The organism is Halovulum marinum, from assembly GCF_009697225.1.
In the GTDB taxonomy this organism is placed as follows: domain Bacteria; phylum Pseudomonadota; class Alphaproteobacteria; order Rhodobacterales; family Rhodobacteraceae; genus Halovulum; species Halovulum marinum.
The window spans coordinates 71495-93987 of sequence record NZ_WIND01000012.1 but is presented as its reverse complement, the minus strand read 5'-3'; the positions used below and the strand labels follow the sequence as shown (position 1 = coordinate 93987).

Here is a 22493-nt window from a genome sequence, read left to right as displayed (position 1 = left end):
GAACCCGTTGATAACTCCTGTAGCGACTACAGACTCAAGGCCGCATCCGCCCGTGCAGGATCACGTCACCGCGAGCGGCGGCGTGTCACGCCACATCGCGCAGCGGCAGGCTGGACTTCCGGAACGCGCGCGCGCTCAGCGGGCGCGAAAGGTGGCGGCCCTGTCCGAAGGTGCATCCCAGCGCCGCGATGTCGCGCAGACAGTCGGCGGTCGCGATGCCCGCGGCCGTGGTCTGCATGCCCAGGTCCGTCGCGAGGGTCACGAGCGCGCCGATCATCGCCCGGGCGTGGCTCTCGGTTGCCGACAGCCCCACGAACGACCGGTCGATCTTGATCTTGTCGAACGGGAAGTGGCGCAGGCAGGCCAGCGAGGCGTTCGCGCTGCCGAAATCGTCCAGAACGATGCGCGCGCCGAGCGCGCGGATGTCGTGAAGTTCCCCGAGCGCGCCGGCATCGCCGGACAGGAACGCGCCCTCGGGGATCTCCAGCTCCAGCCGCGCGGCGGGGAACTGCAAGTGCTCCAGCAGGTCGCGGATCCGATCGTGCAGACGCCCGGTGCCCAGCTGCCGCGGCGAGACATCCACCGAGACCGAAAGATCGGCATTCCAGCCGGCGGCCTCCCGCAGGCTTTCTTCGAGGATCCAGGACCCGATCTCGTCGATGGTCCCGGTTTCCTCGGCGATGCGGAGCAGTTCCGAAGCGCACAGACCGGCGACGCCCCGCTGCGCCGGCCGGACCAGCGCCTCGGCGCCGCAAAGCCGCCGCGAACGCAGGTCGTAGATGGGCTGGAATTCCAGCTCCAGGTTCTGCAGGCGCACCGCTGCGTCGACCGCCGTGCGCTGCCGGCGCAGCGCCGAGGCCTGCTCGGTGAGCGCCTCGTCATAGACCTGGTAGCCGCCGCGGCCGTCCGCCTTCACCTTGTAAAGCGCGCCGTCGGCGCGGGTCATGATCTCGTCGACCTCGAAGTCGTCGGCGGGCACGACGCAGAACCCGATGCTCGCGCCGATTGCCGGGCGGTTGCCGTCGATCGCGAACGGCCGGCGCATTTCCTGGCTGACGGTCCCCGCGATCCGCTCGGCCAGGGCGAGCGCCTGGCGGCGGTCGCATTCGATGACGATGGCGAACTCGTCGCCGCCCAGGCGCGCCACCAGATCGCCCTTCCGGACGCAGGCCCGCAGGCGGTCGGCGGTGCCTTTCAGCAGCGCGTCGCCGACCAGATGGCCGAAGGTGTCGTTGGCCTCCTTGAACCTGTCGAGATCCACCAGCATCAGCACCAGCGACCGGTCGCTGGCGTGGTTCTCGGCCCGGATGGCGTCCATCCGCGCGTTGAACGCCAGCCGGTTTGGCAGCCCGGTCAGGGCATCGTGGCGCGAGGCGTGTTCGGTGCGTTCGGCCTCGAGGACCCGGTCGGTCACGTCGGAATGGGTGCCGACCCAGCCCCCGCCCGGCAACGGGGCATGGGTGGAGTTGATGATCCGGCTGCTGTTCGTGCGCAACTGGCAGACCACCGACACCTGCCGGTCGAGCCGGTCGGAAAGCTCACGCAGGTGCTTGTCGATGTCCCCGGTAAAGTCGCCCCGGTCCATCTCGCGTTCCAGAAGCCGGCGAAAGGGCACGCCCTGATACACCTCGCCCGCGGGCTTCCCGAAGATCTCGATGTATTTCCGGTTCCAGATCGTCAGGTTGGCGTCGGCATCGAAGACGCTCACGCCCTCTTCCATGTTGTCGAGGACCGTGCGCAGCTCCTCGGTCCGTGCGTGCGCGGCCGTCTCGGAGTCGCGGATTCGCGCCTCGGTGCGCTTGCGTTCCGAGATGTCCTGGAAGGCGCCGATCAGGCTGACCATCACCCCGTCCTTGTAGGTCGGGCCGCCGGCCGCGCGGACCCAGATCTGGCGCCCCTTCGCCGTCACCATCGGCAGTTCCAGGTCCCAGCTGGCCCCGCCGTGAAGCGCGTCGTTCATCGCCCTGGTGATCAGCGGCTGCGCTTCGGGGGCGTAGAAGTCGATGGCCCCGTCGAGTTGCGGCTCGAAATCCGGGGGCACTTCGTGGATCCGTTTGGTCTCGTCGGTCCAGGTCAGTTTCTGCGGCGCGAGTTCCAGCTCCCAGCCGCCGACGCCGGACAGTTTCGTGATCTGGTCCAGAAGCGACGCCACGCGGGTCAGTTCCTGGCCCTTGGTCTGTTCGCTCAGCCGGGCGCGCTCGGCCTGGCGCCGGCTGCTGTAGGCGGCGATCAGCCCCTCGGCCGCCCGGGCGAGGCTGCGCAGCCGCTTCATCTGCAGGTCGCTCATCCGGCGCGGCCGCGTGTCGAGCACGCACAGCGTGCCGAGGTTGTGGGTGCCGTCGATCGAGATCGGCGCGCCGGCGTAGAAGACGAGGTTGGGCTCTCCCACGACCAGCGGGTTGTTCCGGAAACGCGCGTCCTTGCGGGCGTCGCTGACGATCAGCGGCTGGCGGTCCAGGATCGTGTAGTTGCAGAACGCCAGCTCGCGCGGCGACACGTCGGCGTCGAGGCCGAACCTGGCCTTGAACCATTGCTCGCTTTCGCCGATCAGCGAGATCAGCGCCATCGGGCATTCGAGAACATCCGCGGCGAGGTTCGCGATGGCATCGAATTCGGGCGAGCCGGTCGCGTCCTGCAGCCCGAGGTCCAGCAACGAGGCCAGACGCGCGGATTCATTCTCGGGTACGGGATAATGCATGCTGCACCGCCTTGGCGTGCCCCGCATCGGCGTGGCACCGGATTTCGTTCAGACCTGGTGATATCGCCTCGAACCCGAACGGACGGTTAACGGTGCAGACGCCGCGTGCCGGGGCGCCGGCCGCAGACCGGGCCGGACGGCAATCCGCCCGGTCAGAGGCCAGGGTCGGGCCAAAGTCCTGCAGGGCTGGCGTTTGGGCAAGCCAAGCGCCGCGGGCATCTGCTAAGACAGCGGCAACGTACGGCGCACATGTCTGCGGCCGCGCGCTGCCTGACGTCGGGTCAGGCCGGCGCCGGGAGCGCGAGAGGTGGAATCAAATGCAGATCGTCTTGCTGGCCCAGGTCACGGCGCCGAACGCCCGGACCACCTTCCGCGGGCGGCGCTGATGGCCAGGCGTCCCGAATTCGGGATCGGCGGCCACACGGTCGCGGCCGGCGAGCGCCGCACCATCGAGCTGCCCGTCAGCGTGCTGTCGGACCACACGCCGGTGACGATGTCGGTCCACGTGGTCCACGGCCGGCGCGCGGGCCCGACGCTGTTCGTCAGCGCCAGCGTCCACGGAGACGAGGTGATCGGCGTCGAGATCGTGCGCCGGCTGCTGCGCACGCGGGATCTGAAATCGGTGCGCGGAACCCTGCTGGTGGTGCCGATCGTGAACACCTACGGGTTTCTGAATCACTCGCGCTACCTGCCGGACCGGCGCGATCTGAACCGGTGCTTTCCGGGCAGCGACAGCGGATCGCTGGCGGCGCGGCTGGCCGATGTCTTCACCACCGAGATCGTCGCGCGCAGCGATGTCGGCATCGACCTGCATTCGGCCGCGGTGCACCGCACGAACCTGCCGCAGATCCGGATCAGCCCCGACAATCCGAAGATGCTGGACCTGGCGCGGGCGTTCGGCGCGCCGGTCATCCTGACCTCGCCGGTCCGCGACGGCTCGTTGCGCGGCAGCGCGGCGGAACTGGGCGTCGACGTGCTGCTCTACGAGGCCGGAGAGGGTCTGCGGTTCGACGAGCTGGCCGTTCGCGTCGGCGTGTCGGGGATCCTGAGGACGATGCGGCACCTGGAGATGTTGCCGGCGAAACGCGGTGCGGCGGCGCGCGCCCGGTCCCTGCGCTGCGACCGCAGCCGGTGGGTGCGCGCCCCCGTCGGCGGCCTGTTGCGCGCGTTCAGGCGCGAAGGCGACATCGTCGCCGCAGGCACCGTGCTCGGGGCGGTGTCGGACCCGTTCGGCGAGAAGGATCTGCCGATCAAGGCGGTCATGGACGGGATCATCATCGGCCGGGCGATGATGCCCATCGTCAACGAGGGCGACGCGGTCTTCCACATCGCCGCCGTCCGCGCGAGCGACGACGCCGAGGCCACGGTTGACGATCTGGCGGCACAGATGCGCGCAGACCCGCTGTTCGACGAGGACGAGATCATCTGAGCTGCGGCGCCCGGGTCGGTGCAGGGGCCGGCTGCGGCGTTCGCCCAGATGAAGGAGGGACCGTCCGGCCGGTCCGCTGTCGCGTGACGCTACGATCCTCCGCCGCCGCGCCTTGCACTTCGGTCGCATGACCGCGGGCACTCGATCGCCAGATGCGCGCGCAACCGCGCCGCTGTCACCGAAGCGCACAGCGATCGGCGAAGCCGGTCACCGAAGCGCACAGCGATCGGCGAAGCGGATCGCCGTCCGCCGTCCGGGGCCGCGCCCTTGAATTTATCATGATGAATCGGTTTCCTGCGGGGCAGCGGATAACCTTACAGGGTCAGGCAGGGGTCGGGATGACGGCGAGCACATGGCACGGCACCGGCGCCCGCGCGCCGCGCAAGTCGCGGCCGGTGCGCGTGGCCGAGGCGATCAAGGACTGGGTGGTGGAGCAGGGGCTGCACCCCGGCGACCGGCTGCCCGGCGAGGCCGAGCTGATCGCCCGTTTCCGGATGTCCAAGGGCACGATCCGCGAGGCGATGCGGATCCTGCAGGCGCAGGGTCTGGTCGAGACCAAGACCGGACCCGGCGGCGGCAGTTTCGTGGGCGCGGTCTCGAAGGACCGGGCGCACGCGCTGCTGGCGAACTACTTCTATTTCCGCAACATCACCATCGCCGACATCTATCAGGTGCGGATCGCGCTGGAGCCGGAACTGGCCGCGACGCTGGCCGGCAGGCTTTCGCCCGAGCAGGTCGCCGAGTTGCGGGCGATCATGGCGCGCTATGCCGAACCGGCCGTCGATGCCGAGGAGGAGCGCGCGCAGCATGTCGATTCGCTGGCCTTCCATGCGCGGCTGGCGGAGTTCGCCGGCAACGCCATGCTGGGGTTCTTCATCGGGTTCATGGCGCAGATCCTGGCGGACCTGACGGTCTACAAGCGGCTCTACACCTCGCCGAACCACGAATTGTGGGAGCGCGGGCGCGGCCATCAGATCGAGCTGCTGGCGGCGCTGGAGCGCGGCGACGGCGCGGCCGCGCGGCGGGTGATGGCGTCGCACATGGAGATGGCGCGCGCGCTGATGGAGGATCAGGAAGCGGTGGTGATGAAGCGCTTCATCGGCTGAGGATCGGCCCGGTTCTCAGCCCTGCGCCTGCCACGGCTGGGCGCGCTCGGGCGCGTCCAGCGTCGGGACCAGCCGCGCCCAGTCGGCATAGTGGCCGGTGGTGGCGCGCCGGTGCAGGTCCGTCAGATCGGCGAGCGGGGTGTCGGAATGGTCGATGCGCAGGGTCAGCGGCGGCGCGGCGCGGCCGACCACCAGCAGCGCCGCCGACAGCAGGCCGCGGCTGTCGCCGCCCGCGTCCGAGGCGGCGCGCAGCGCGGCGAGCAGGCGCTCGGGCATGGTGCCTTGTGCGTTCAGGAAGCCTTGCAGGCAGGCATCCAGCACCGCCTCGGACGACAGCAGGTTGCCGGCGACGACCACGCCCGGTGCGGTCCGGGCGGCGGCGGCGGGGATGCTGTCGGCACCGGTGAAGTGGCCGGTGCCGCCCTGCGGGTCGAGCGCGGCCAACTGGCGATGCGCGCGCCCGGCGTCGGGCGCGGTGACGGCGGCGACGGCATCGGGCGCGGACGTGCCGGCCCGCATCCGATCCAGAACCCCGGTTCCCCAGAGCGTGCTGGGCAACGAGCCCTGCGCGGCCGACAGCCCCGATTCGGGATCGCCGCGCAGCACCCAGCCCCCGACGCAAAGGCTGCCGGTGGTGGCCGCGCCCCCGTAGCTGCCCGTTTTCCGGTCAAAGGCCAGTATCGAGATGGTCATTTGCCCGCTCCCTTGGCTTGCGGGTTGAATTTATCATGAAAATTTGGCCTCATTCAATTTATCATGATAAATTGCCGAAAACGGCACAGGAGAGGTGAGATGCTGAAGTCCCCCTTTGGAATGACCCGGCGCGGCCTTCTGGTCGCGGGAACCGCCCTGAGCCTGGCGCTGGGCGGCGTGACCGGCGCGGTCGCGCAGACGCCTCCGGGCGTGCTGATCGTCGGCCAGATCGCCGAGCCGAAGGCGCTGGACCCGGCGGCGGTGACGGCAGTGAACGATTTCCGCATCCTGATGAACGTCTACGACGGGCTGGTGCGCTACAAGGACGGCACGCTGGAAGTGGAGCCGGCGCTGGCCACGGGATGGGAGATCAGCGACGACGGCACCGAGTACACGTTCACCCTGCGCGAGGGGGTGAAGTTCCACGACGGCAGCGACTTCGACGCCGACGCGGTGGTGTTCAACTTCGAGCGCATGCTGAACGAGGATCACCCCTACTACGACACCGGCCCGTTCCCGCTGGCGTTCTTCTTCTCGGCGGTCGAGACGGTCGAGGCGGTGGACCCGCTGACGGTGAAGTTCACGCTGAACGCGCCCTATGCGCCGTTCCTGTCGAACCTGGCCTATCCGACCGGGCTGATCGTCTCGCCCGCCGCGGTCGAGCAGCATGGCGCGGAGTTCGGGCGCAACCCGTCGGGCACCGGGCCGTTCACCTTCGCCGAGTGGCGCTCGAACGAGGCAGTGGTGGTCGAGGCCAACCCGGACTACTGGGACGGCGCGCCGGAGCTTGAGGCCGTCGTGTTCCGCCCGATCACCGACGCCAACACCCGCACCGCCGAGATGCTGGCAGGCGGGATCGACCTGATGGTCGAGGTGCCGCCGGTCTCGCTGTCGGAGTTCCAGGACGACCGGTTCACCGTGCACGAGCAGGCCGGCCCGCACGTCTGGTTCCTGATCCTCAACGCCAAGGAAGGCCCGTTCGCCGACAAGCGCGTGCGGCAGGCGGCGAACTACGCGGTCAACAAGGCCGCGATCGTGAACGACGTGCTGGAGGGCACCGCCGAGGTCGCCGCCGGGCCGACCCCGCCGGCCTTCGCCTGGGCCTACAACGACGCGCTGGAGCCCTATCCCTACGATCCCGAGAAGGCGAAGGAACTGATCGCCGAGGCCGGGGCCGAGGGCGCGGAACTGACCTTCTATGTCACCGAGGGCGGCTCGGGGATGCTGGACCCGGTGGCCATGGGCACCGCGATCCAGGCGGACCTGGAGGCGGTGGGCTTCGACGTCAGCATCGAGACCTACGAGTGGAACACCTTCCTGGGCGAGGTGAATCCCGGTCTGGAGGGCAAGGCCGACATGGCCGAGATGGCGTGGATGACCAACGATCCCGACACGCTGCCCTACCTTGCGCTGCGGACCGAGGCCTGGCCCGAGTCGGGCGGCTTCAACTCTGGCTACTACTCGAACGAGGAGGTCGACGCGCTGCTGGAGCAGGCCCGCGTCTCGACCGATCAGGAGGAACGCGCCGGGCTCTACAAGCAGATGCAGGAGATCGTGCAGGAGGATGCACCCTGGGTGTTCGTCGCGAACTGGAAGCAGAACGCGGTGACCAGCGACCGGGTCGAGAACTTCAGCCTCCAGCCCTCGTTCTTCCTGCTGCTGGGCGACGTGGCGAAGAACTGAACGCGCGTTCACCGGCGCCCCCGCGCGGGGTGCCTGTCCGCGCGCCGCGGCGCTGTCGCGGCAGATGAAGGGACCGATGACCGGCTATATCCTCAAGCGCCTGCTTTCGGCGATCCCCGTGCTGCTGGGGATCACGGTCATCGTTTTCCTGATCATGGCGCTGATCCCCGGCGATCCGGCGACCGCGATCCTCGGCTCCTACGCCACGCCCGAGAATGTCGAGAGGCTGAACCGCGACCTCGGCCTGGACAAGCCGCTGGTGCAGCAGTACTTCATCTGGCTCGGCAACATGCTGCAGGGCGATTTCGGCACCTCGTTCTCGCTGAACCGGCCGGTGCTCGACGAAGTGCTGGAGCGGTTCAACGCGACGCTGATCCTGGCCGGCACCGCCTTCGTGCTGTGCGCGGTGCTGGGCATCGCCGCCGGCGTGGTCTCGGCGGCGAACCAGTACGGCTGGGCCGACAAGGCAATCACCTTCGCGGTGCTGCTGGGGATCTCGATCCCGTCGTTCTTCCTGGGCATGATGATGATCCTGCTGTTCTCGGTGAACCTGCGCTGGTTCCCGGTCTCGGGCATGTGGCCGATCTACGGCGACCGGAACATCTCGGCGCTGCTCAGCCACCTGACGCTGCCCGCCATCGCGCTGGCGGTGGTGGCGACGGGGGTGATCGCGCGGCTGTCCCGCTCGGCCATGCTCGAGGTGCTGCGCCAGGACTACATCCGCACCGCGCGGGCCAAGGGCGTGCACGAGCGCGGGGTGATCTGGCGGCATGCGCTGAGGGCCGCGCTGGTGTCGATCATTCCGGTGCTGGGCATCCAGGCGGGGTTCGTGCTGTCGGGCGCGGTCTATATCGAGATCGTGTTCCAGTGGCCCGGTGTCGGCCGGATGCTGGTCGATGCGATCCTGACCCGCGACATCCTGCTGGTTCAGGGCGGCGTGGTCTTTGTCGCCGCCTGCTATGTGCTGTTCAACATCGTGGTCGACGTCGCGCAGACCCTGCTCGACCCGAGGATCAAGACGTGAGCGCGTTCCTGAAGCTGCTGGCGCGCAACCGGCTGGCGCTGGTCGGCGGCATCATCCTGCTGCTGGTTGTGGCGCTGGCGCTGGTCACGCCGCTGCTGCCGCTGGCCGATCCGGACGTGACCCGCACTGCCGACCGGTTCAAGCGGCCGTTCTCGGACGGGGCGCTGCTGGGCACGGACCACCTGGGGCGGGACCTGCTTTCGCGGCTGCTCTGGGGCACCCGGCTGTCGCTGGCGGTCGGGTTCGCGGCGGCACTGGTCGCGGCGGTCGGGGGCGCCGCGATCGGCGTCGTCGCGGGGTTCTTCGGCGGCCGCACCGACAACCTGATCATGCGCGGCGTCGACATGCTGATGGCGTTCCCCTACATCCTGCTGGCACTGGCCATCGTCGCCGCGCTGGGCCCGGGACTGTTCAACGCGCTGATCGCCGTCGCCGCCGTCAACATCCCGTTCTTCGCGCGCAACATCCGGGGCGTGACCGTGGGCATCGCGCATCGGGAGTTCGTCGATGCCGCGCGCCTGTCGGGCATGTCCACCGCGCGGATCATCCTGACCGAGATCGTGCCCAACGTGATTCCGGTGATCGTCATCGCCATGTCGACCACGGTCGGCTGGATGATCCTGGAAACCGCGGGCCTGTCCTTCCTCGGGCTGGGCAGCCAGCCGCCGCAGGCGGACCTGGGCTCGATGCTGGGCGAGGCGCGCTCGGCGCTGATCACCAACCCGCATACCTCGGTGGTGCCGGGGCTGATGATCCTGGTGATCGTGATGTCGATCAACCTGCTGGGCGACGGCGTGCGCGACGCGCTCGACCCGCGGCTGAAATCGGGTGCGCTGTCGCGCCCCATGGCGGCGACGCTGGTGGACCGGCGCGCGCCGGTGCCGGAACCGAAGGCCGAGGGCATCCTGGCGATCGAGGGGTTGCAGACGCAGTTCCACGTCAAGGACCGGGTCTACCGCGCCGTGGGCGGCGTGGACCTGGCGGTGAAGCCGGGCGAATGCCTTGGCATCATCGGCGAAAGCGGATCGGGCAAGTCGGTCACGGCGCTGTCGGTGATGGGGCTGGTCGCCTCGCCGCCCGGCGTGATCACCGGCGGCGCGGTGCGGTTCGAGGGGCAGGACCTGATCGGCGCACCTTATCGCCGTTTGCGGGATCTGCGCGGGCGGCGGGTGGCGTACATCTTCCAGGATCCGCTGTCGACGCTGCACCCGCTCTATCGCGTCGGCGACCAGCTGATCGAGGCGATCCGGGCGCACCGGTCCGTCTCGGCCGGCGAAGGGCGGGCGAAGGCGGTAGAGCTGCTGCGCTCCGTTCGTATTCCCAACCCCGAAAGCCGGGTGCGCGACTATCCGCACGAGCTGTCGGGCGGCATGCGCCAGCGCGTCGGCATCGCCATGGCGCTGGCGAACGATCCGGACGTGATCATCGCCGACGAGCCGACGACCGCGCTGGACGTCACCGTGCAGGCGCAGATCCTGGCGCTGCTGGACGATCTGCGGCGGGACCGGGGGCTGGCGATCGTGTTCATCACCCACGATTTCGGTGTGGTCGGGCAGCTTTGCGACCGGGTCGCGGTGATGTACGCGGGGCGGATCGTCGAGGAGGGGCCGACGGCGGACGTGCTGGGCGCGCCGAAGCACCCCTATACCGCGCGGCTGATCGCCTGCGTGCCGGAGCTGGGCGCGGGCAAGCGGCGGCTTGAGGCGATCCCCGGCCTGCCGCCCGCCGTCGACCGCCTGCCCGAGGGCTGCGCCTTCGCCGATCGCTGCGCCAAGGTGCAGCCGGACTGCCGCGCTGGCGAGATCGCCCTGCGCGGCGACGGCGCGCGGGCAGTGCGCTGCCTGTATCCGGAGAACACCGCCAGCCGCGAGGTGGCCGAATGACCGCCGCGCTGCGCCTCGACAGGCTCTCCAAGACGTTCCCCGTGGGCCGCACGCTGCTGGGCCGGCCGCGCGCGGGCGTGCGCGCCGTGCATCCGGTGACACTGAACGTCGAGAGCGGCGAGACGCTGGGCATCGTCGGCGAATCCGGCTGCGGCAAGACCACGCTGGCGCGGATGCTGGTGGGGCTGATCGAACCTACGACCGGCAGCATCGAGATCGAAGGGTCGGCGCTCGACACCGCCGATCCGGCGGCGTTCGGGCGGCGCATCCAGTACGTCTTTCAGGATCCGATCGCGTCGCTGAACCCGCGCAAGACGATCCGGCAGATCATCGAGGCGCCGCTGAAGCACCTGCATGGCATGGACCGCAAGGCGCGGGCCGCGCGGATCGCCGAGCTGTTCGCCAGCGTCAACCTGCGCGAGGAATTCCTCGACCGCTATCCGCACGAGTTCTCGGGCGGGCAGGCGCAACGGATCGGCATCGCGCGGGCGCTGGCGGCGGATGCGCGGATCCTGATCCTGGACGAGCCGGTGTCGGCGCTGGACGTCTCGGTGCAGGCGCAGGTGCTGAACCTGCTGGCGGATCTGAAACGAAAGTTCGGGCTGACCTACCTGTTCATCAGCCATGACCTCGCCGTGGTCGAGGCGGTCTCGGACCGGATCGCGGTGCTGTATTTCGGCTCGGTGGTGGAACTCGGTCCCGCCGAGCAGGTGTTCCGCGCGCCCCGGCACCCCTACACCAGGCTGCTGGCCGAGAGCGCCCCGGTCGTGGGCCGCGCGCTGAAGGCGCCCGAGGCCCAGGGGACCGAACTGCCCGACCCGCTGAACCCGCCGCCCGGCTGCGCCTTCGCCGCCCGATGCCCGCGCGCCAGCGACCGCTGCCGCGCCGAGGTGCCGGTGCTGGAGGCGGGCGCGGGACGGACCGAGGCCGCCTGCTTCCACCCGCTCGGGCGGTGATCGCGGACCGGCCGGGCGCGGGCCGCGGACGCGCTGGCCGGCGCGCACGGCGTTGCCCGGCCCCGCGGCGCACGATACCAGCGCATGACGGGGGCAGCGGCCGGTCCGCCATCGGTCAGCCGAAGCCGGGCGAGGCGGCCACCGGTCGATATCACACCCGCACGCAGCGCCGGGTTCCGAAAGGAGAGACGCATCCATGAACGACAAGGTTTGCCTGATCATCGGCGGCGGCCGCGGCATGGGCGCCGCCACCGCCCGGGAGATGCACGCCCGCGGCTACAGGCTGGTGCTGATGTCGCCGTCGGAAAGCTGCGAGGCCCTGGCCGGGGAACTCGGCGGCGCCGCCCGCCGCGGCCGTGCCGAGAACGCCGACGACACCCGCGCCATCCTCGATCTCGCGATGCGGACCCATGGCCGTATCGACGCCTGCCTGATCCACGTCGGCGGCCCGCCGAAGGGCGATCTGCTGGAGATTTCGGAAGAGGACTGGGACCGCGCCCACGCCATGGTGCTCAAGCCGGTCATCCGCTTGGCGAAGCTGCTGACGCCGGTGATGGAGGCGCAGGGCGGCGGCTCGATCGTCAACATCACCACCTTCTCGGCGTTCGAGCCGTCGCTGACCTTCCCGACCTCCAGCGTCTACCGGGTCGGCGTGTCGAGCTTCGCCAAGCTGTATTCGGACCGCTACGGGCCGGCGAACATCCGCATGAACTGCCTGCTGCCCGGCTTCACCGACAGCCTGGACCTGCCGCAGAAATACGCCGACATGTCGGCGCTGGGCCGGCTGGCGCGGGCCGGGGAACAGGCCAAGGCGGCGGCGTTCCTGCTGTCGGAGGACTCCAGCTACATCACCGGCCAGAGCCTGCGGGTCGACGGCGGCGTGACGCGGCACATGTAAGTCCGCGACGGCCGGCCCGCGCGGACCGCCGGCGTTCCCCGTGTACCCGGAGCCGCATCCCTCTGTGCCGGATCTGCGGCGGCATCCTGATCGTCGCCCGATCCGGTGCCGATGCCGCCGCGCCGCCACCCGAAAGCGGACGGGCGCGGCGGCGTGTCGCTCAGTTGCTTTGCGCGGCGGGGGGCAGCGGCTGGGGCACCTTGTTGCGCACCGGCGGGATCTGGCGCAGGTAGACGTAGATCGCGCCGAGATCCTGGTCCGTCATCTGGCCGTAGACCGGCCAGGGCATCGGCGGCAGGATCGGCCGCCCCTGGCCCAGGTGGCGCCCGGTGCGCATCGCCTGAACGAACTGTTCCTCGCTGTAGTCGCGCAGCACGCCGGTTTCCGGGTCGGGCGTGAGGTTCGCGGTGAAGCTGACCCCCCAGGGGCCCGACCAGGCGGTGTTGGTCATCGACGAAGCCGCCGCCCAGGGCCCGGACAGTGCCGCGCCCTCGGTGATGACCTCGCTTTCGGGGTGGCCGGACAGCGCCCGCTCCATGTCCCATTCGGGGCCGTTGTCGCCCATCTTGAACGGCGTGTGGCAGTCGTGGCAGGCCGAGGTCGTGACCAGATACTCGCCGCGCTTGACCGTGTCCGCCGAGGGCGCGTCCTGCGCCGGCGCCACCACCGGAATGGCGATGGCCAGGGCGGCGATCGCCAGATTGCGGTGTCTCATCCTTCTTCTCCTTCCTGGTGCCGGTCGCCGGCGGAGCCGGTCTCGGTTTCGGCGATCCAGCGGTTGATCATCTCGACGGCCTCGGCATCGGCCAGGGCGGTGCCGAGGGGGGGCATCTGCAGCAGCGGCCAGCGCGAGGCCATGCGCTGCGGCAGGGCGCTCAGATCGGGCCGGCCGGGCGCGACGCGCGCGACCGTGCCGGGTGCAAGCCCCGGCGGCGGCGACTTCAGCGGCACGCCAAGGGTGGTCGCCTTCGGCCCGGCGTGCGGATCGGCCGCCGACTGGCGCAGATCGAGGCCGAGCTTGGCCAGCGGCCCCTGCGCATTGTGGCAGTGCCCGCAGTTGCCGTGCAGATAGCCGAGCGCGGCGCGCTCCAAGCGGGTGCCGCCGGGTCGTGCCGCGATCGCCCGCGGGTCGAGCCCGGCCAGCAGGCCGTCGGCGGCCAGCTTGCGAAGCACCGGGTTCGGCGCGCCATCGCCCGGTCCCGCGGCGGGCTCGTCCGTGGCAAGCTGGCGCGCGCCGAAGCCGAGGACCGCGACCGGGCCGGACAGGTGGCAGACCCGGCAGTCGGCGACGCCGGGAATCGCATGCGCGGCGCCGCCGGCCAGCGGGTAGGCGTTCGCGCGCCCCCGCTCGGACACCAGCGGCGCGGTCTGCCCGTCCGCGCTCCAGCCGTAGGTCGCGAACAGCCAGCTGCCATCGGCCTGGCGCTCCATGTAGCGGGTCTCGACCTTGCGGCCGTCGAACGAGAACTCCTTCCACAGGCGGGTGCCGACGGGGAAGTTCCAGATGTCGGTGTCGGTCGCGTCGATCGCCGTGCCCGGCGGCAGCGAGATCCAGCGGCGCTTCAGCGCGCCGTCGGTCCACAGCGGGTACTGCGGCGCGAAGGCGATGTGCGCCGGATCGACGGTCTGCGCGGCCGGGTCGGAATAGAGGCCGGTGGCCGCAAGGTCGGCGGGCGCGCCCAGCGTCGCGGCCCGGGACTGGCCGACCAGCCGCTCGGGCGCGAGGTGAAGCAGCAGCCCGATGCCGACCGCGGCCGCCGCCGCCGCGATGGCGGGCCGCCACGGCATCCGGAACGGGGCTGGCAGGCGAAAGGCGAACATGGCGTACGCTCGTGAAGCGGGTTTCCGGACAAAGGGGTAGCGGGCGCCCCCGGCCGAGGCGGCCGGGGACGCGGGGACAATGGCCGCGGCACATCCTGCGCCGCCGGCTAGCCGGCGAGCGGCGCGGGTTCGGCAGGCGCGGGCAGACCCTGCGGGCCGCGCTGCGTGCGCGCGCCGTGGGCCAGCCAGCGGGCCGCCTCGGCGCCGAGCCGTTCCTCGGCCACGCGCGCGTACTTCGCGCTTTCCTCCGGCGTGAGCACGTCGCGCCAGCGGCCGTTGGTGCCCTTGTGGATGAAGGTCTCGGCGCCGCCGTCCCAGAAGATCCCGCCCAGTGGCGCGCTGCGCGCGGCGTTGCGCTTCATGTAGGCGAAGCTGCAATGCTCGAGGATCGCGGGCCAGCGGTCGGGCGCCACCGGGATGCCGAGGAAGTCGGCGATGCGGGCGATCTCGCCGGGCATGTCGGCCTTGAGGTCGGCGAAGTGCACCAGCAGCACGTTCGGCAGCGCGCGCAGGTTCCACCAGCTGCCGACGTTCTCCCAGAACGGCCAGAACGGGTGGCCGTCGCGGTCGAGCCAGTCGTGGTAGTACTGGCGGATAGAGGCGGGCGGCGGCGCGATCGGTGCGCCGACCCGTCCCGGGGTGTCGTTCAGCGCCGCGTACCAGTCGGCGTTGGCGCGGGCGTGGTGGTTGTACAGGCTCCACAGCACGTCGCGCCCGTCGCGGCCGATGTAGATGTATTTCGCCTCGGGCGAGAACACCAGCGCGTCGACCGGCAGGTGCGTCTTCAGGAAGCGCCGGTGGGTCTGCGCCTCGACCGTCGCAAGCTTGACCTGCTTCGGCGGCACCCGCAGGTCGAGCCAGGGCGACAGCTCCGGCACGTCGACGTCCTCGGCACCGCCGAAGATCAACTGGCCGACGATCTGCTGCATCCAGGTGGTTCCGGACTTGGCGTAGGTGCCGATGATTATGTCATCGGGCCGGAACCGAAGGTCGTTCCAGATCGTCGAGTCGAAGTGGTGGTTGTGGATCTCACGCGTCTTGCGCGGCCAGGGGTGGGTCGGAACGTTCATGTCGGACCTCCGGTCCTTGAAATGGGTTCAGTAGAATACCGACGGAAGCCACGCGCCCTGCGGCTCGAGGTAGGTGCCGCGCGTCATCAGCGTCATCGGCTTGACGATGCTCAGCCCCTGGACCAGGCACCAGTGGAACAGCTCGGCGTGGCGGATCGGCACCAGGAAGCCGACCGGGCCGGGGCCCGCCTCTCCGGCGCCCAGGATCAGCGCCTTCATGTCGGCTTCGGTCTCCGCCACGGCGTGGTTGAGCGCCCAGGTGCCCGGCACCGTCATGTAGGCGGCAAGCTCGCCGTCGCGTACCAGCACCAGCGGCGTGCCGTCGGCAAGCGCGGCGCGCAGCTCGACGCCGCGGGCATAGCCGTGCACCCGCCGCGCCAGCGCATCCGCCGGCCCCAGGTCGGCCGGCGTCATCGGCCGCACCTCGGCCCCGGCCGGCAGCGGGTCGCGGGGCCGGCCGGTCATCACCACCACCGGCTCGCGCACACGAAAGCCCATCGACGCGTACAGCGCCATCGACTTGGTGTTGAACGCGTCCTGCAGCAGCCGCACGCCGCGCGCCATCGCGCCGCGCCGGACCACGGCATGCATCAGGTAGCGGCCGACGCCGCCGTCCTGGTAGTCCGGATCGACCGAGATCGGGCCGATGCCGCGGATCGGGTCGCCTTCGGACAGGAAGTTCGAGCCGACGATGCGGCCGCGGGCGGTGGCCACGACCCCGTAGGTGGTCGGCTCGTCGATCAGGCGGGCAGCGAGCCCGGTCGCCGATTCGAGCGTGGGAAAGTCCGGAGCGAAGCCGCGGCTCTCGTGAAACCGGCGGAACGCCTCATACAGGATCCGTCCGATCGCGCCGGTATCGGCCGGCGCGGCCTCGCGGATCTCGATGGCCTGCTGAACGGGCCCGGAAACGGAAATGGCAGGGGTAAATAGGGTCATCTGTGTCTCTCGGTTTGGAAAAAGCCTCGAAACCGGCGACCGGTCTCGCAGGGCAAGGATCTAGACCAATGCCGCCGCCGAGGCTCGGTAAGAGTCCCTGCACGAAATGCTAAAATTTTGCTAAGCGGTCAAAATCGCGCCGTCGGCGGCAACGTCCTCGAGGTTCAGCGCGCCGGGCACGCAAAGCCGCAGCCGGCCGCGGCCGGCCTTCTCGATCCGGATCGGACAGTCGCGCTCGCCCAGCCGGCGTTGCAGCAGCACCAGCCGCGCCTCGAGATTCTCGGAGAATTCCGGCAGCCGCAGCGCCGGGTCGAGCCGCAACTCGCGGTTGGTGAACTCCGCGCGACCGGTCCGGTCGTATTCGACGACCAGTTTCCAGAAGATCGCGCCGGCCACGCCCTTGATCAGGTAGTCGTGGTCGATGAACAAGCTGTTGTCGGCGCCGTAGTGGCGGACGTGGATCGTCCGCGCCGCCGCGCCGGTGTCGGGCCGCGCGCCGTTCCCCGCGCCGACGGCGTCCAGTCCGGTGCTCATCCGGTCGCCCAGCCGCGCCGCCAGCAGCGCCAGCGCGTCCTCGTCGTCGTAGCGGAACCGCATCGGCTCGGTGCTTTCGGCGAACAGCACGCCCGCCGTCCGCCCGGCCACCATGATCGGGATCGCGATCTGGCTTTCGGGCGCGGGCAGGCCGGGGTAGGGGATCTCGTTCGCTTCGGCGGTCCCGAGGCCGTAGTCGCGGGCCTGGTCGCGCAGCGCGGCGCCGTAGTTGTAGTCCGAGGTCATGTGGCCGACCCGGATCGGCACGCTTTCGCGCGCCGCGACGCCGATCACGCCGTGCCCGATCGCGATTTCCGACCCGATCCCGGATCGCGCGTAGCCCATCGAGGCCACGGTATAGAGCCGGCCCGCGGCGTCGTCGCACATCAGGATCATCGCGTGTCCGATGCTGAAGTCGCGCCTGAGGCAGAGCAGCGCCTGGTCGAACAGCGCGCCAAGCTCGCGCGCCTCGCCGAGCGTCCCCCAGCTGCGGCGCACCGCCGACAGCAGGTTGCGCGGCGCGCCCGGCGGCACGGCGAACGGGCCGGAGCTGACCTCCACCGACACCACGCTGAAGATGTCGGCGCCGCGCAGCTGGAACACGCCGTCCATCCCGGTGTGCGAGGCGATGCCGGCAAGCTTCGCCTTCATGATCTCGAACAGCGGGCCGTCGGAGCGGGTTTCCTCGTAGGCGAGGTCGAGCCGGTAGTCGGTCACGCTTTCGGGGTCCATCACCGACACTGCGGCGACGCCGGTGTCGAGGATGTTGCGCCGGGTCTTGTTGAAGAACTGGTAGCTCAGCGCGACGCGCCTGCAGTCCACATAGTGCACCTGCGATACGAGCGACACGTTCGGCACCCCATCGGCGTCGCAGGTCGCCAGCACTGCGGGCACCATGCCCTCGAAACAGTTGCGGATCACGTCGAGCGAGGGGGCGGTCATGGCGTCAGCGCGCTTCCCGCGCTCGGGCCGGGGGTCTGCACGAAGGCGCTTTCGGGCAGGAATTCCAGCGCGGCAAGCTCGTGCGGCTCGAACCGGGTGTAGCCGGAGGCGAGGGTTTCGGTGTAGCCGACGCTGATCAGCTCGTCGCGGAAGGCGCTGGCCTGCACGAATGTCGCCGGCCCGTCCGGCGGCGCCGGGCGGACGATCTCTGCCCGCGGCGCCTTGAGCTGGATCGAGCGGTGGGAATAGGGTTTGGTGAAGGTCGCGGCGACCGGCGCACCGGCGGCAAGCGCCTGCTGCAGTGCCAGGTTCGGCGCCTCGCGGTAGGTCACCCGTATCCGGCCGTCGGCGTCGATCCGGCAGGCCAGACCGCGCCCGACCACCGGGCGGCGCGCCGCGTCGCTGCTGGCCAGCACGATGCTAAGGCCGCTCTGGCAGAATTCGGCCAGCTCGGCGGTGAGCACGCCGTCGGCCAGGGTCGGGCCGGTCCAGCCGCGACGCTCGGCCAGTTCTTCGGAGGGAGTCGAGGGGTGCTCAGCCCGCAGCAAATCCGGAGGTTCCCCGTTGATCCGGGCCAACGCCCGGTGCCCGAAGGAATAGGCGAAAATACTAGCACCGTTGCATAGTTGCGGGAAGGAAGAACGGCGCCGGTCGCGGCAGGATCGGCGCCGGCCCGCCGCCCGCGCAGGCCGCCGGAGCGCGCGGCCCGGCGGCGTACTTGACAGCAGATAAATCGTATACGATTATACGAAAATGCCGCAGTTTCCCTAAGGAGATGGTATGTCCAGTGAACCGGGCTTGCAGGGCGGCTCGCGCATCGTCTGCCCCGTCGACTTCGGCAAGCAGGGGCGGCAGGCGGGCTATGCCCGGGCGCCGCTGTCGCGGAACAACTCCGGCTGGGGCACGGTCGAGATCCCGGTCATATCGCTTGCCAACGGCACCGGACCGACGGTGCTGCTGACCGCGGGCGTGCACGGCGACGAGTACGAGGGGCAGGTGGCGCTGTCCCGGCTGGCGCAGACGCTGGACCCCGGCGAGGTACAGGGCCGGGTGATCATCCTTCCCTGCGTCAACGTCGCCGCGGCGCTGGCGGACGCGCGGCTGTCGCCGATCGACGGCTGGGACATCAACCGCTGCTTTCCCGGCGACCCGCGCGGCAGCTTCACGCCGATGCTGGCGCATTTCCTGGACAGCGTGGTGCTGCCGCATGCGGACGTGTCGGTCGATCTGCACACCGCCGGACATTCGTTCGACGCGGCGCTGTCGACGAACATGCATTACGCCGCCGATGCCGCCGTGCGCAAGCGCACGCTGGCGGCGGCGGCGGCGTTCGGCGCGCCGTTCAACGTGGTCTTCAGCGGCGTGGACGAGGGCGCGACGTTCACCTCCTGCGCCGAGCGGCGGGGCATCCTGTCGCTGGGGACCGAGCTGGGCGGCTGGGGCCGCGTCAACATCGACGGGGTGCGCATCGCCGAGCGCGGCGTGCGCAACATCCTGGGGCATTTCGGCGTGATCGAGGACGCCCCGGACACCGTCCGGCCCGGCGGCGGGGGCGGCACCCGGCACATGATGGTGCGCTCCGCCGAGGCCTATACCTTCGCGCCGCGCGACGGTCTGTTCGAGCCGTTGCACCGCGCCGGCGCCGCGGTCGAGGCCGGGCAGCCGGCGGGATACCTGCACAATCCCGAGGACCTGGGCACGGCGCCGGTGCCGCTGCACTATGCCTCCGGCGGCGTGCTGTGGATGGCCGCCGGCCCGGGCCGGGCGCGGCGCGGCGACGCCGTCGCGGTGGTAATGGAGGACTACGCCGATGACTGGTAGCGGCGCCGGCGCCGGATGAGCGCGCGTCCCAACATCCTCTACATCATGTCGGACCAGCACGCGCGCGGGGTCGCGGGCTGCTACGGCGACGCGGTCGTGCGCACGCCGGCGCTGGACCGGCTGGCGGCGGGCGGCGTGAGCTTCGACGCCGCCTACTGCCCGTCGCCGATCTGCGTGCCCAGCCGGATGTCGGCGTTCACCGGCCAGTGGCCGTCCGAGCAGCAGTGCTGGACCCTGCAGGACCACCTGGCCAGCGACCGCCCGACCTGGATGCACGCGCTGGGCGCGGCCGGCTACCGGCCGGTGCTGGTCGGGCGGATGCACGCGGTCGGGCCGGACCAGATGCACGGCTTCGCCGAGCGCATCGGCGGCGATGCCGGGCCGCACTGGCCGGGCGTGCCGCGCCAGGACCTCGGCCCGCTGGCCGGGGCGCAGGGGCCGTGCGCGGCGTCGCTGCGCCTGTCGGGGCGGGGCAATTCGGCCTATCAGACGGTGGACGAGGAAACCGCGGCGCAGGCCAGCGACTGGCTGGCGCGGCGCGGACGGTCCGGCGCGGGCGGCGCACCGTTCTGTCTGATGGTCGGCTTCCTGCTGCCGCATTGCCCGTTCGTCGCCAACGCGCCGGACTTCGATTCCTACCGCGGCCGGATCGGCCCGCCCCGGCTGCCGCGGCCGGCACCGGAGCATGCCTGGCTGGCGCAATGGCGCCGCGACTGCGGTATCGAGAACCCGCCCGCCGCCGATGCGATCCGCGCCCGCACCGCCTACTACGGGCTGGTGACGCGGCTCGACCGGCTGGTCGGCGACGTTCTGGACGCGCTGGACCGGACCGGCCTGCGCGAGAGTACGCTGGTGGTGTACTGCTCGGACCATGGCGAGCAGATCGGCGAGCGCGGCCACTGGTGGAAGAACACCTTCTACGAGCAGTCGGTGGGCGTGCCGCTGATCCTGTCCTGGCCGGGGCGGCTGCCGCAGGGCGCGCGCCGGCCGCAGGTGGTGAACCTGACCGACGTCGCCGCGACGCTGATCGACGCCGCCGCAGCGCCGGAACTGCCGGCCGCGCACGGGCGCAGCCTGCTGCCGGTGGCGCGGGATCCGGGCGCCGCGTGGCGGAACCGCACCTTCAGCGAATACGTCACCGACGGCACCGGCGGCTGGACCGGCCCCGCGCCGACCTGCCAGCGCATGGTGCGGGACGGGGATTTCAAGCTGGTCTACATCGACGGCCACGACCCGATGCTGTTCGATCTGTCGGCCGATCCGGACGAGATGACCGACCTGGCCGGCAATCCGCGCCACGCCAAGACCCGTGCCCGGCTGGAGGCGCTGGTGCTGGACGGGTGGGATCCCGCCGCGATCCGCGCCGCCGTCGCCCGGCGCGCGGACGGACGGCGCATCCTGCACGCATGGGCCGGTGCCACTCGCCCGCCGCTGTCACACGTCCGCCCTCTGGACCCGGCCGAAAGCTGGGTCGAGACGCCGCCCGCTCCGCAAGAAGGGCTTCTGCCGTGAAACGCGTTCTGATCGTCGCGCTCCAACAGGAGGTATCGAGCTTCAACCCGGTGCCCAGCACCCGCGCCGACTTCGCCTTTCACCGGGGCGAGGCGATGCGCGCCGCGTTCGACGGCACCAACACCTACGCTGGCGGCGCGCTGGAGGTGCTGGACGCTGCGCCCGAGGTGGCGCCGGTTCCGGTCTACAGCGCGCTGGCGTGCAGCGCCGGAACGCTGGCCGCCGCCGACTGGCAGGCGATCCGCGCCGAACTGCTGGACGCGGTGCGCGCGGCGGCGGCGGACGGGGTCGACGGCGTGCTGTTCCTGCTGCACGGCGCGATGTCGGCGGAGGGCGAGACCGACCCCGAGGGCGATGTGCTGGAAGCGGTCCGCCGCATCGTCGGCGACGGCCCGGCCTTCGCCATGTCGATGGACCTGCACGGCATCCTGACCGCCCGGATGCTGGCCGCCTGCCCCGCGATGGCGGCGCTGCGCACCTATCCGCATGTCGATTTCGCCGACGCGGGCGCGCGCGCCGCGCGGCTGCTGCTTGCGCAGCTCGAGGGCCGGTTGCGCCCGGTCGCCGCCCGGCTGCGGGTGCCGATGCTGGTGCGCGGCGACCAGTGCATCACCGAGACCGGGATCTATGGCCGGTTCATCGCGCGGGCCGATGCGGCGGCCGGCGCGGACGGAATCGTCTCGGCGCAGGTGATGATCGGCAATCCGTTCACCGACGTGCCCGAACTGTGCTCGCAGGTGGTTGCGGTCGCGAACGGGGACACCGATGCCGCCGAACGCGCGGTGCGCCGGATCGCCGAAGGCTTCTTCGACCAGCGCGCGGCGATGCAGGCGGACCTGGCGTCGCTGGACGATGCGGTGATCCACGCCCGCAACGGTCGCCTGCCGCTGATCCTGAAGGACGCCGCCGACGCGCCCAGTTCCGGCGGCTCGGGCGACAGCGTCGAGGTCCTGCGCACGCTGCTGGCCGCCGGGATCGAGGCGACGATCCTGGCCCCGGTCGTGGACGCCCCCGCCGTCAGGGCCGCCGGCGCCGCCGGGGTGGGCGCCACCGCGCGGTTCAGCCTCGGCGGCACCTGCGATCCGCGCTTCGCCGCGCTGCGGATCGAGGCGCGGGTCGCCATGCTCTCGGACGGGCGCTACCGGATGGAGACATGGGGCGTGCCCGAGGACGCAGGCCCCTGCGCCAAGATGCGCGCGGGCAATGTCACCATCATCGCCACCAGCAAGCCGGTGCAGCTGTTCGACCGCTCGCTTTTCCTGGCGCATGGCGAGCATCCGCAGGCGCATGACATCAACATCGTCAAGTCGCCGCATTGTCAGCCGCGGTTCTACGACGACTGGGCCCGCACGGTGGTCTCGGTCGACGCGAAGGGCGCTACCAGTGCGCGGGTGGAGACGCTGGGACACACCGTCTGCCAGCGCCCGCTCTACCCGCTGGACGACATCGCCACGTTCGCGCCGGTGGTCGAGATTTACCGCTGAGGC

Annotated in this window: 18 protein-coding genes; 10 read left to right on the top strand and 8 right to left on the bottom strand. The window is 70.8% G+C overall.

The genetic code is table 11. The annotated features are described in order from the left end of the window. Positions 1 to 85: 85 nt before the first annotated feature. The gene (locus GE300_RS14440) at positions 86 to 2698 is read right to left on the bottom strand and encodes a bifunctional diguanylate cyclase/phosphodiesterase (protein ID WP_233417037.1); all 2613 of its coding nucleotides are present in this window, start codon (positions 2696 to 2698) and stop codon (positions 86 to 88) included. Positions 2699 to 3083: 385 nt separating this feature from the next. Here GE300_RS14440 and GE300_RS14435 point away from each other — a divergent pair, with 385 nt between their 5' ends. Both GE300_RS14435 and GE300_RS14430 read left to right on the top strand, forming a co-directional pair. Then, positions 3084 to 4127 carry a succinylglutamate desuccinylase/aspartoacylase family protein gene (locus tag GE300_RS14435; RefSeq protein ID WP_154447276.1) on the top strand — a complete coding sequence of 348 codons (1044 nt, stop codon included), beginning with the start codon at positions 3084 to 3086 and terminating at the stop codon, positions 4125 to 4127. A 338-nt stretch (positions 4128 to 4465) separates the two neighbouring features. Then, positions 4466 to 5233: a FadR/GntR family transcriptional regulator gene (locus GE300_RS14430; RefSeq protein WP_154447274.1), complete on the top strand. Its 768-nt coding sequence runs from the start codon at positions 4466 to 4468 to the stop codon at positions 5231 to 5233. Positions 5234 to 5248: 15 nt separating this feature from the next. Here GE300_RS14430 and GE300_RS14425 read toward each other — a convergent pair whose 3' ends face one another. Further along, complete coding sequence (locus GE300_RS14425; RefSeq protein WP_154447272.1) at positions 5249 to 5926, bottom strand: DUF1028 domain-containing protein; 678 nt, start codon at positions 5924 to 5926, stop codon at positions 5249 to 5251. A gap of 99 nt (positions 5927 to 6025) precedes the next feature. Here GE300_RS14425 and GE300_RS14420 point away from each other — a divergent pair, with 99 nt between their 5' ends. The 5 genes from GE300_RS14420 (at position 6026) to GE300_RS14400 (ending at position 12370) form a co-directional block, all read left to right on the top strand. Further along, a complete protein-coding gene (locus GE300_RS14420) occupies positions 6026 to 7609 on the top strand; it encodes an ABC transporter substrate-binding protein (protein ID WP_154447270.1) in 1584 nt (527 codons plus the stop codon). Between the two features lie 76 nt (positions 7610 to 7685). Next, positions 7686 to 8633 (top strand): ABC transporter permease, encoded by a 948-nt coding sequence (locus GE300_RS14415; RefSeq protein WP_154447268.1) that lies wholly within the window; start codon positions 7686 to 7688, stop codon positions 8631 to 8633. Then, positions 8630 to 10516 (top strand): dipeptide/oligopeptide/nickel ABC transporter permease/ATP-binding protein, encoded by a 1887-nt coding sequence (locus GE300_RS14410; RefSeq protein ID WP_325063248.1) that lies wholly within the window; start codon positions 8630 to 8632, stop codon positions 10514 to 10516. The genes GE300_RS14415 and GE300_RS14410 overlap by 4 nt, the downstream gene beginning before the upstream one ends. Further along, positions 10513 to 11472 (top strand): ABC transporter ATP-binding protein, encoded by a 960-nt coding sequence (locus GE300_RS14405; protein WP_154447266.1) that lies wholly within the window; start codon positions 10513 to 10515, stop codon positions 11470 to 11472. Before GE300_RS14410 ends, GE300_RS14405 begins: the two co-directional genes overlap by 4 nt. A 196-nt stretch (positions 11473 to 11668) precedes the next feature. Next, positions 11669 to 12370 (top strand): SDR family oxidoreductase, encoded by a 702-nt coding sequence (locus tag GE300_RS14400; RefSeq protein WP_154447265.1) that lies wholly within the window; start codon positions 11669 to 11671, stop codon positions 12368 to 12370. A gap of 160 nt (positions 12371 to 12530) precedes the next feature. On the opposite strand, the gene GE300_RS14395 is transcribed toward GE300_RS14400, so the two are convergent. From GE300_RS14395 to GE300_RS14370, 6 genes are all read right to left on the bottom strand, one after another. Beyond that, positions 12531 to 13085 carry a c-type cytochrome gene (locus tag GE300_RS14395; RefSeq protein ID WP_154447264.1) on the bottom strand — a complete coding sequence of 185 codons (555 nt, stop codon included), beginning with the start codon at positions 13083 to 13085 and terminating at the stop codon, positions 12531 to 12533. Beyond that, entirely contained in the window at positions 13082 to 14191 is a 1110-nt protein-coding gene (locus tag GE300_RS14390; RefSeq protein ID WP_154447263.1) for a hypothetical protein, read from the bottom strand. Before GE300_RS14390 ends, GE300_RS14395 begins: the two co-directional genes overlap by 4 nt. Before the next feature lie 107 nt (positions 14192 to 14298). After that, positions 14299 to 15261 carry a sulfotransferase domain-containing protein gene (locus tag GE300_RS14385; RefSeq protein WP_154447262.1) on the bottom strand — a complete coding sequence of 321 codons (963 nt, stop codon included), beginning with the start codon at positions 15259 to 15261 and terminating at the stop codon, positions 14299 to 14301. Positions 15262 to 15288: 27 nt separating this feature from the next. Then, positions 15289 to 16197, bottom strand: a complete 909-nt coding sequence (locus GE300_RS14380) for a GNAT family N-acetyltransferase (RefSeq protein WP_154447261.1) — start codon at positions 16195 to 16197, stop codon at positions 15289 to 15291. 120 nt (positions 16198 to 16317) lie between these two features. Further along, positions 16318 to 17673 (bottom strand): GAF domain-containing protein, encoded by a 1356-nt coding sequence (locus GE300_RS14375; protein WP_154447260.1) that lies wholly within the window; start codon positions 17671 to 17673, stop codon positions 16318 to 16320. Then, complete coding sequence (locus GE300_RS14370; RefSeq protein ID WP_154447259.1) at positions 17670 to 18221, bottom strand: hypothetical protein; 552 nt, start codon at positions 18219 to 18221, stop codon at positions 17670 to 17672. Before GE300_RS14370 ends, GE300_RS14375 begins: the two co-directional genes overlap by 4 nt. Positions 18222 to 18453: 232 nt before the next feature. On the opposite strand from GE300_RS14370, the gene GE300_RS14365 reads away from it, so the two are divergent. Genes GE300_RS14365 through GE300_RS14355 form a run of 3 tightly spaced genes read left to right on the top strand, consistent with a single transcriptional unit; the run spans position 18454 to position 22490 of the window. Beyond that, on the top strand, positions 18454 to 19494 hold the full coding sequence (locus GE300_RS14365) for a succinylglutamate desuccinylase/aspartoacylase family protein (protein ID WP_154447258.1): 1041 nt from the start codon (positions 18454 to 18456) through the stop codon (positions 19492 to 19494). A gap of 15 nt (positions 19495 to 19509) precedes the next feature. Further along, on the top strand, positions 19510 to 21006 hold the full coding sequence (locus GE300_RS14360; protein ID WP_154447257.1) for a sulfatase-like hydrolase/transferase: 1497 nt from the start codon (positions 19510 to 19512) through the stop codon (positions 21004 to 21006). Further along, positions 21003 to 22490: a M81 family metallopeptidase gene (locus GE300_RS14355; RefSeq protein ID WP_325063247.1), complete on the top strand. Its 1488-nt coding sequence runs from the start codon at positions 21003 to 21005 to the stop codon at positions 22488 to 22490. Before GE300_RS14360 ends, GE300_RS14355 begins: the two co-directional genes overlap by 4 nt. The last annotated feature ends 3 nt before the right edge of the window (positions 22491 to 22493 follow it).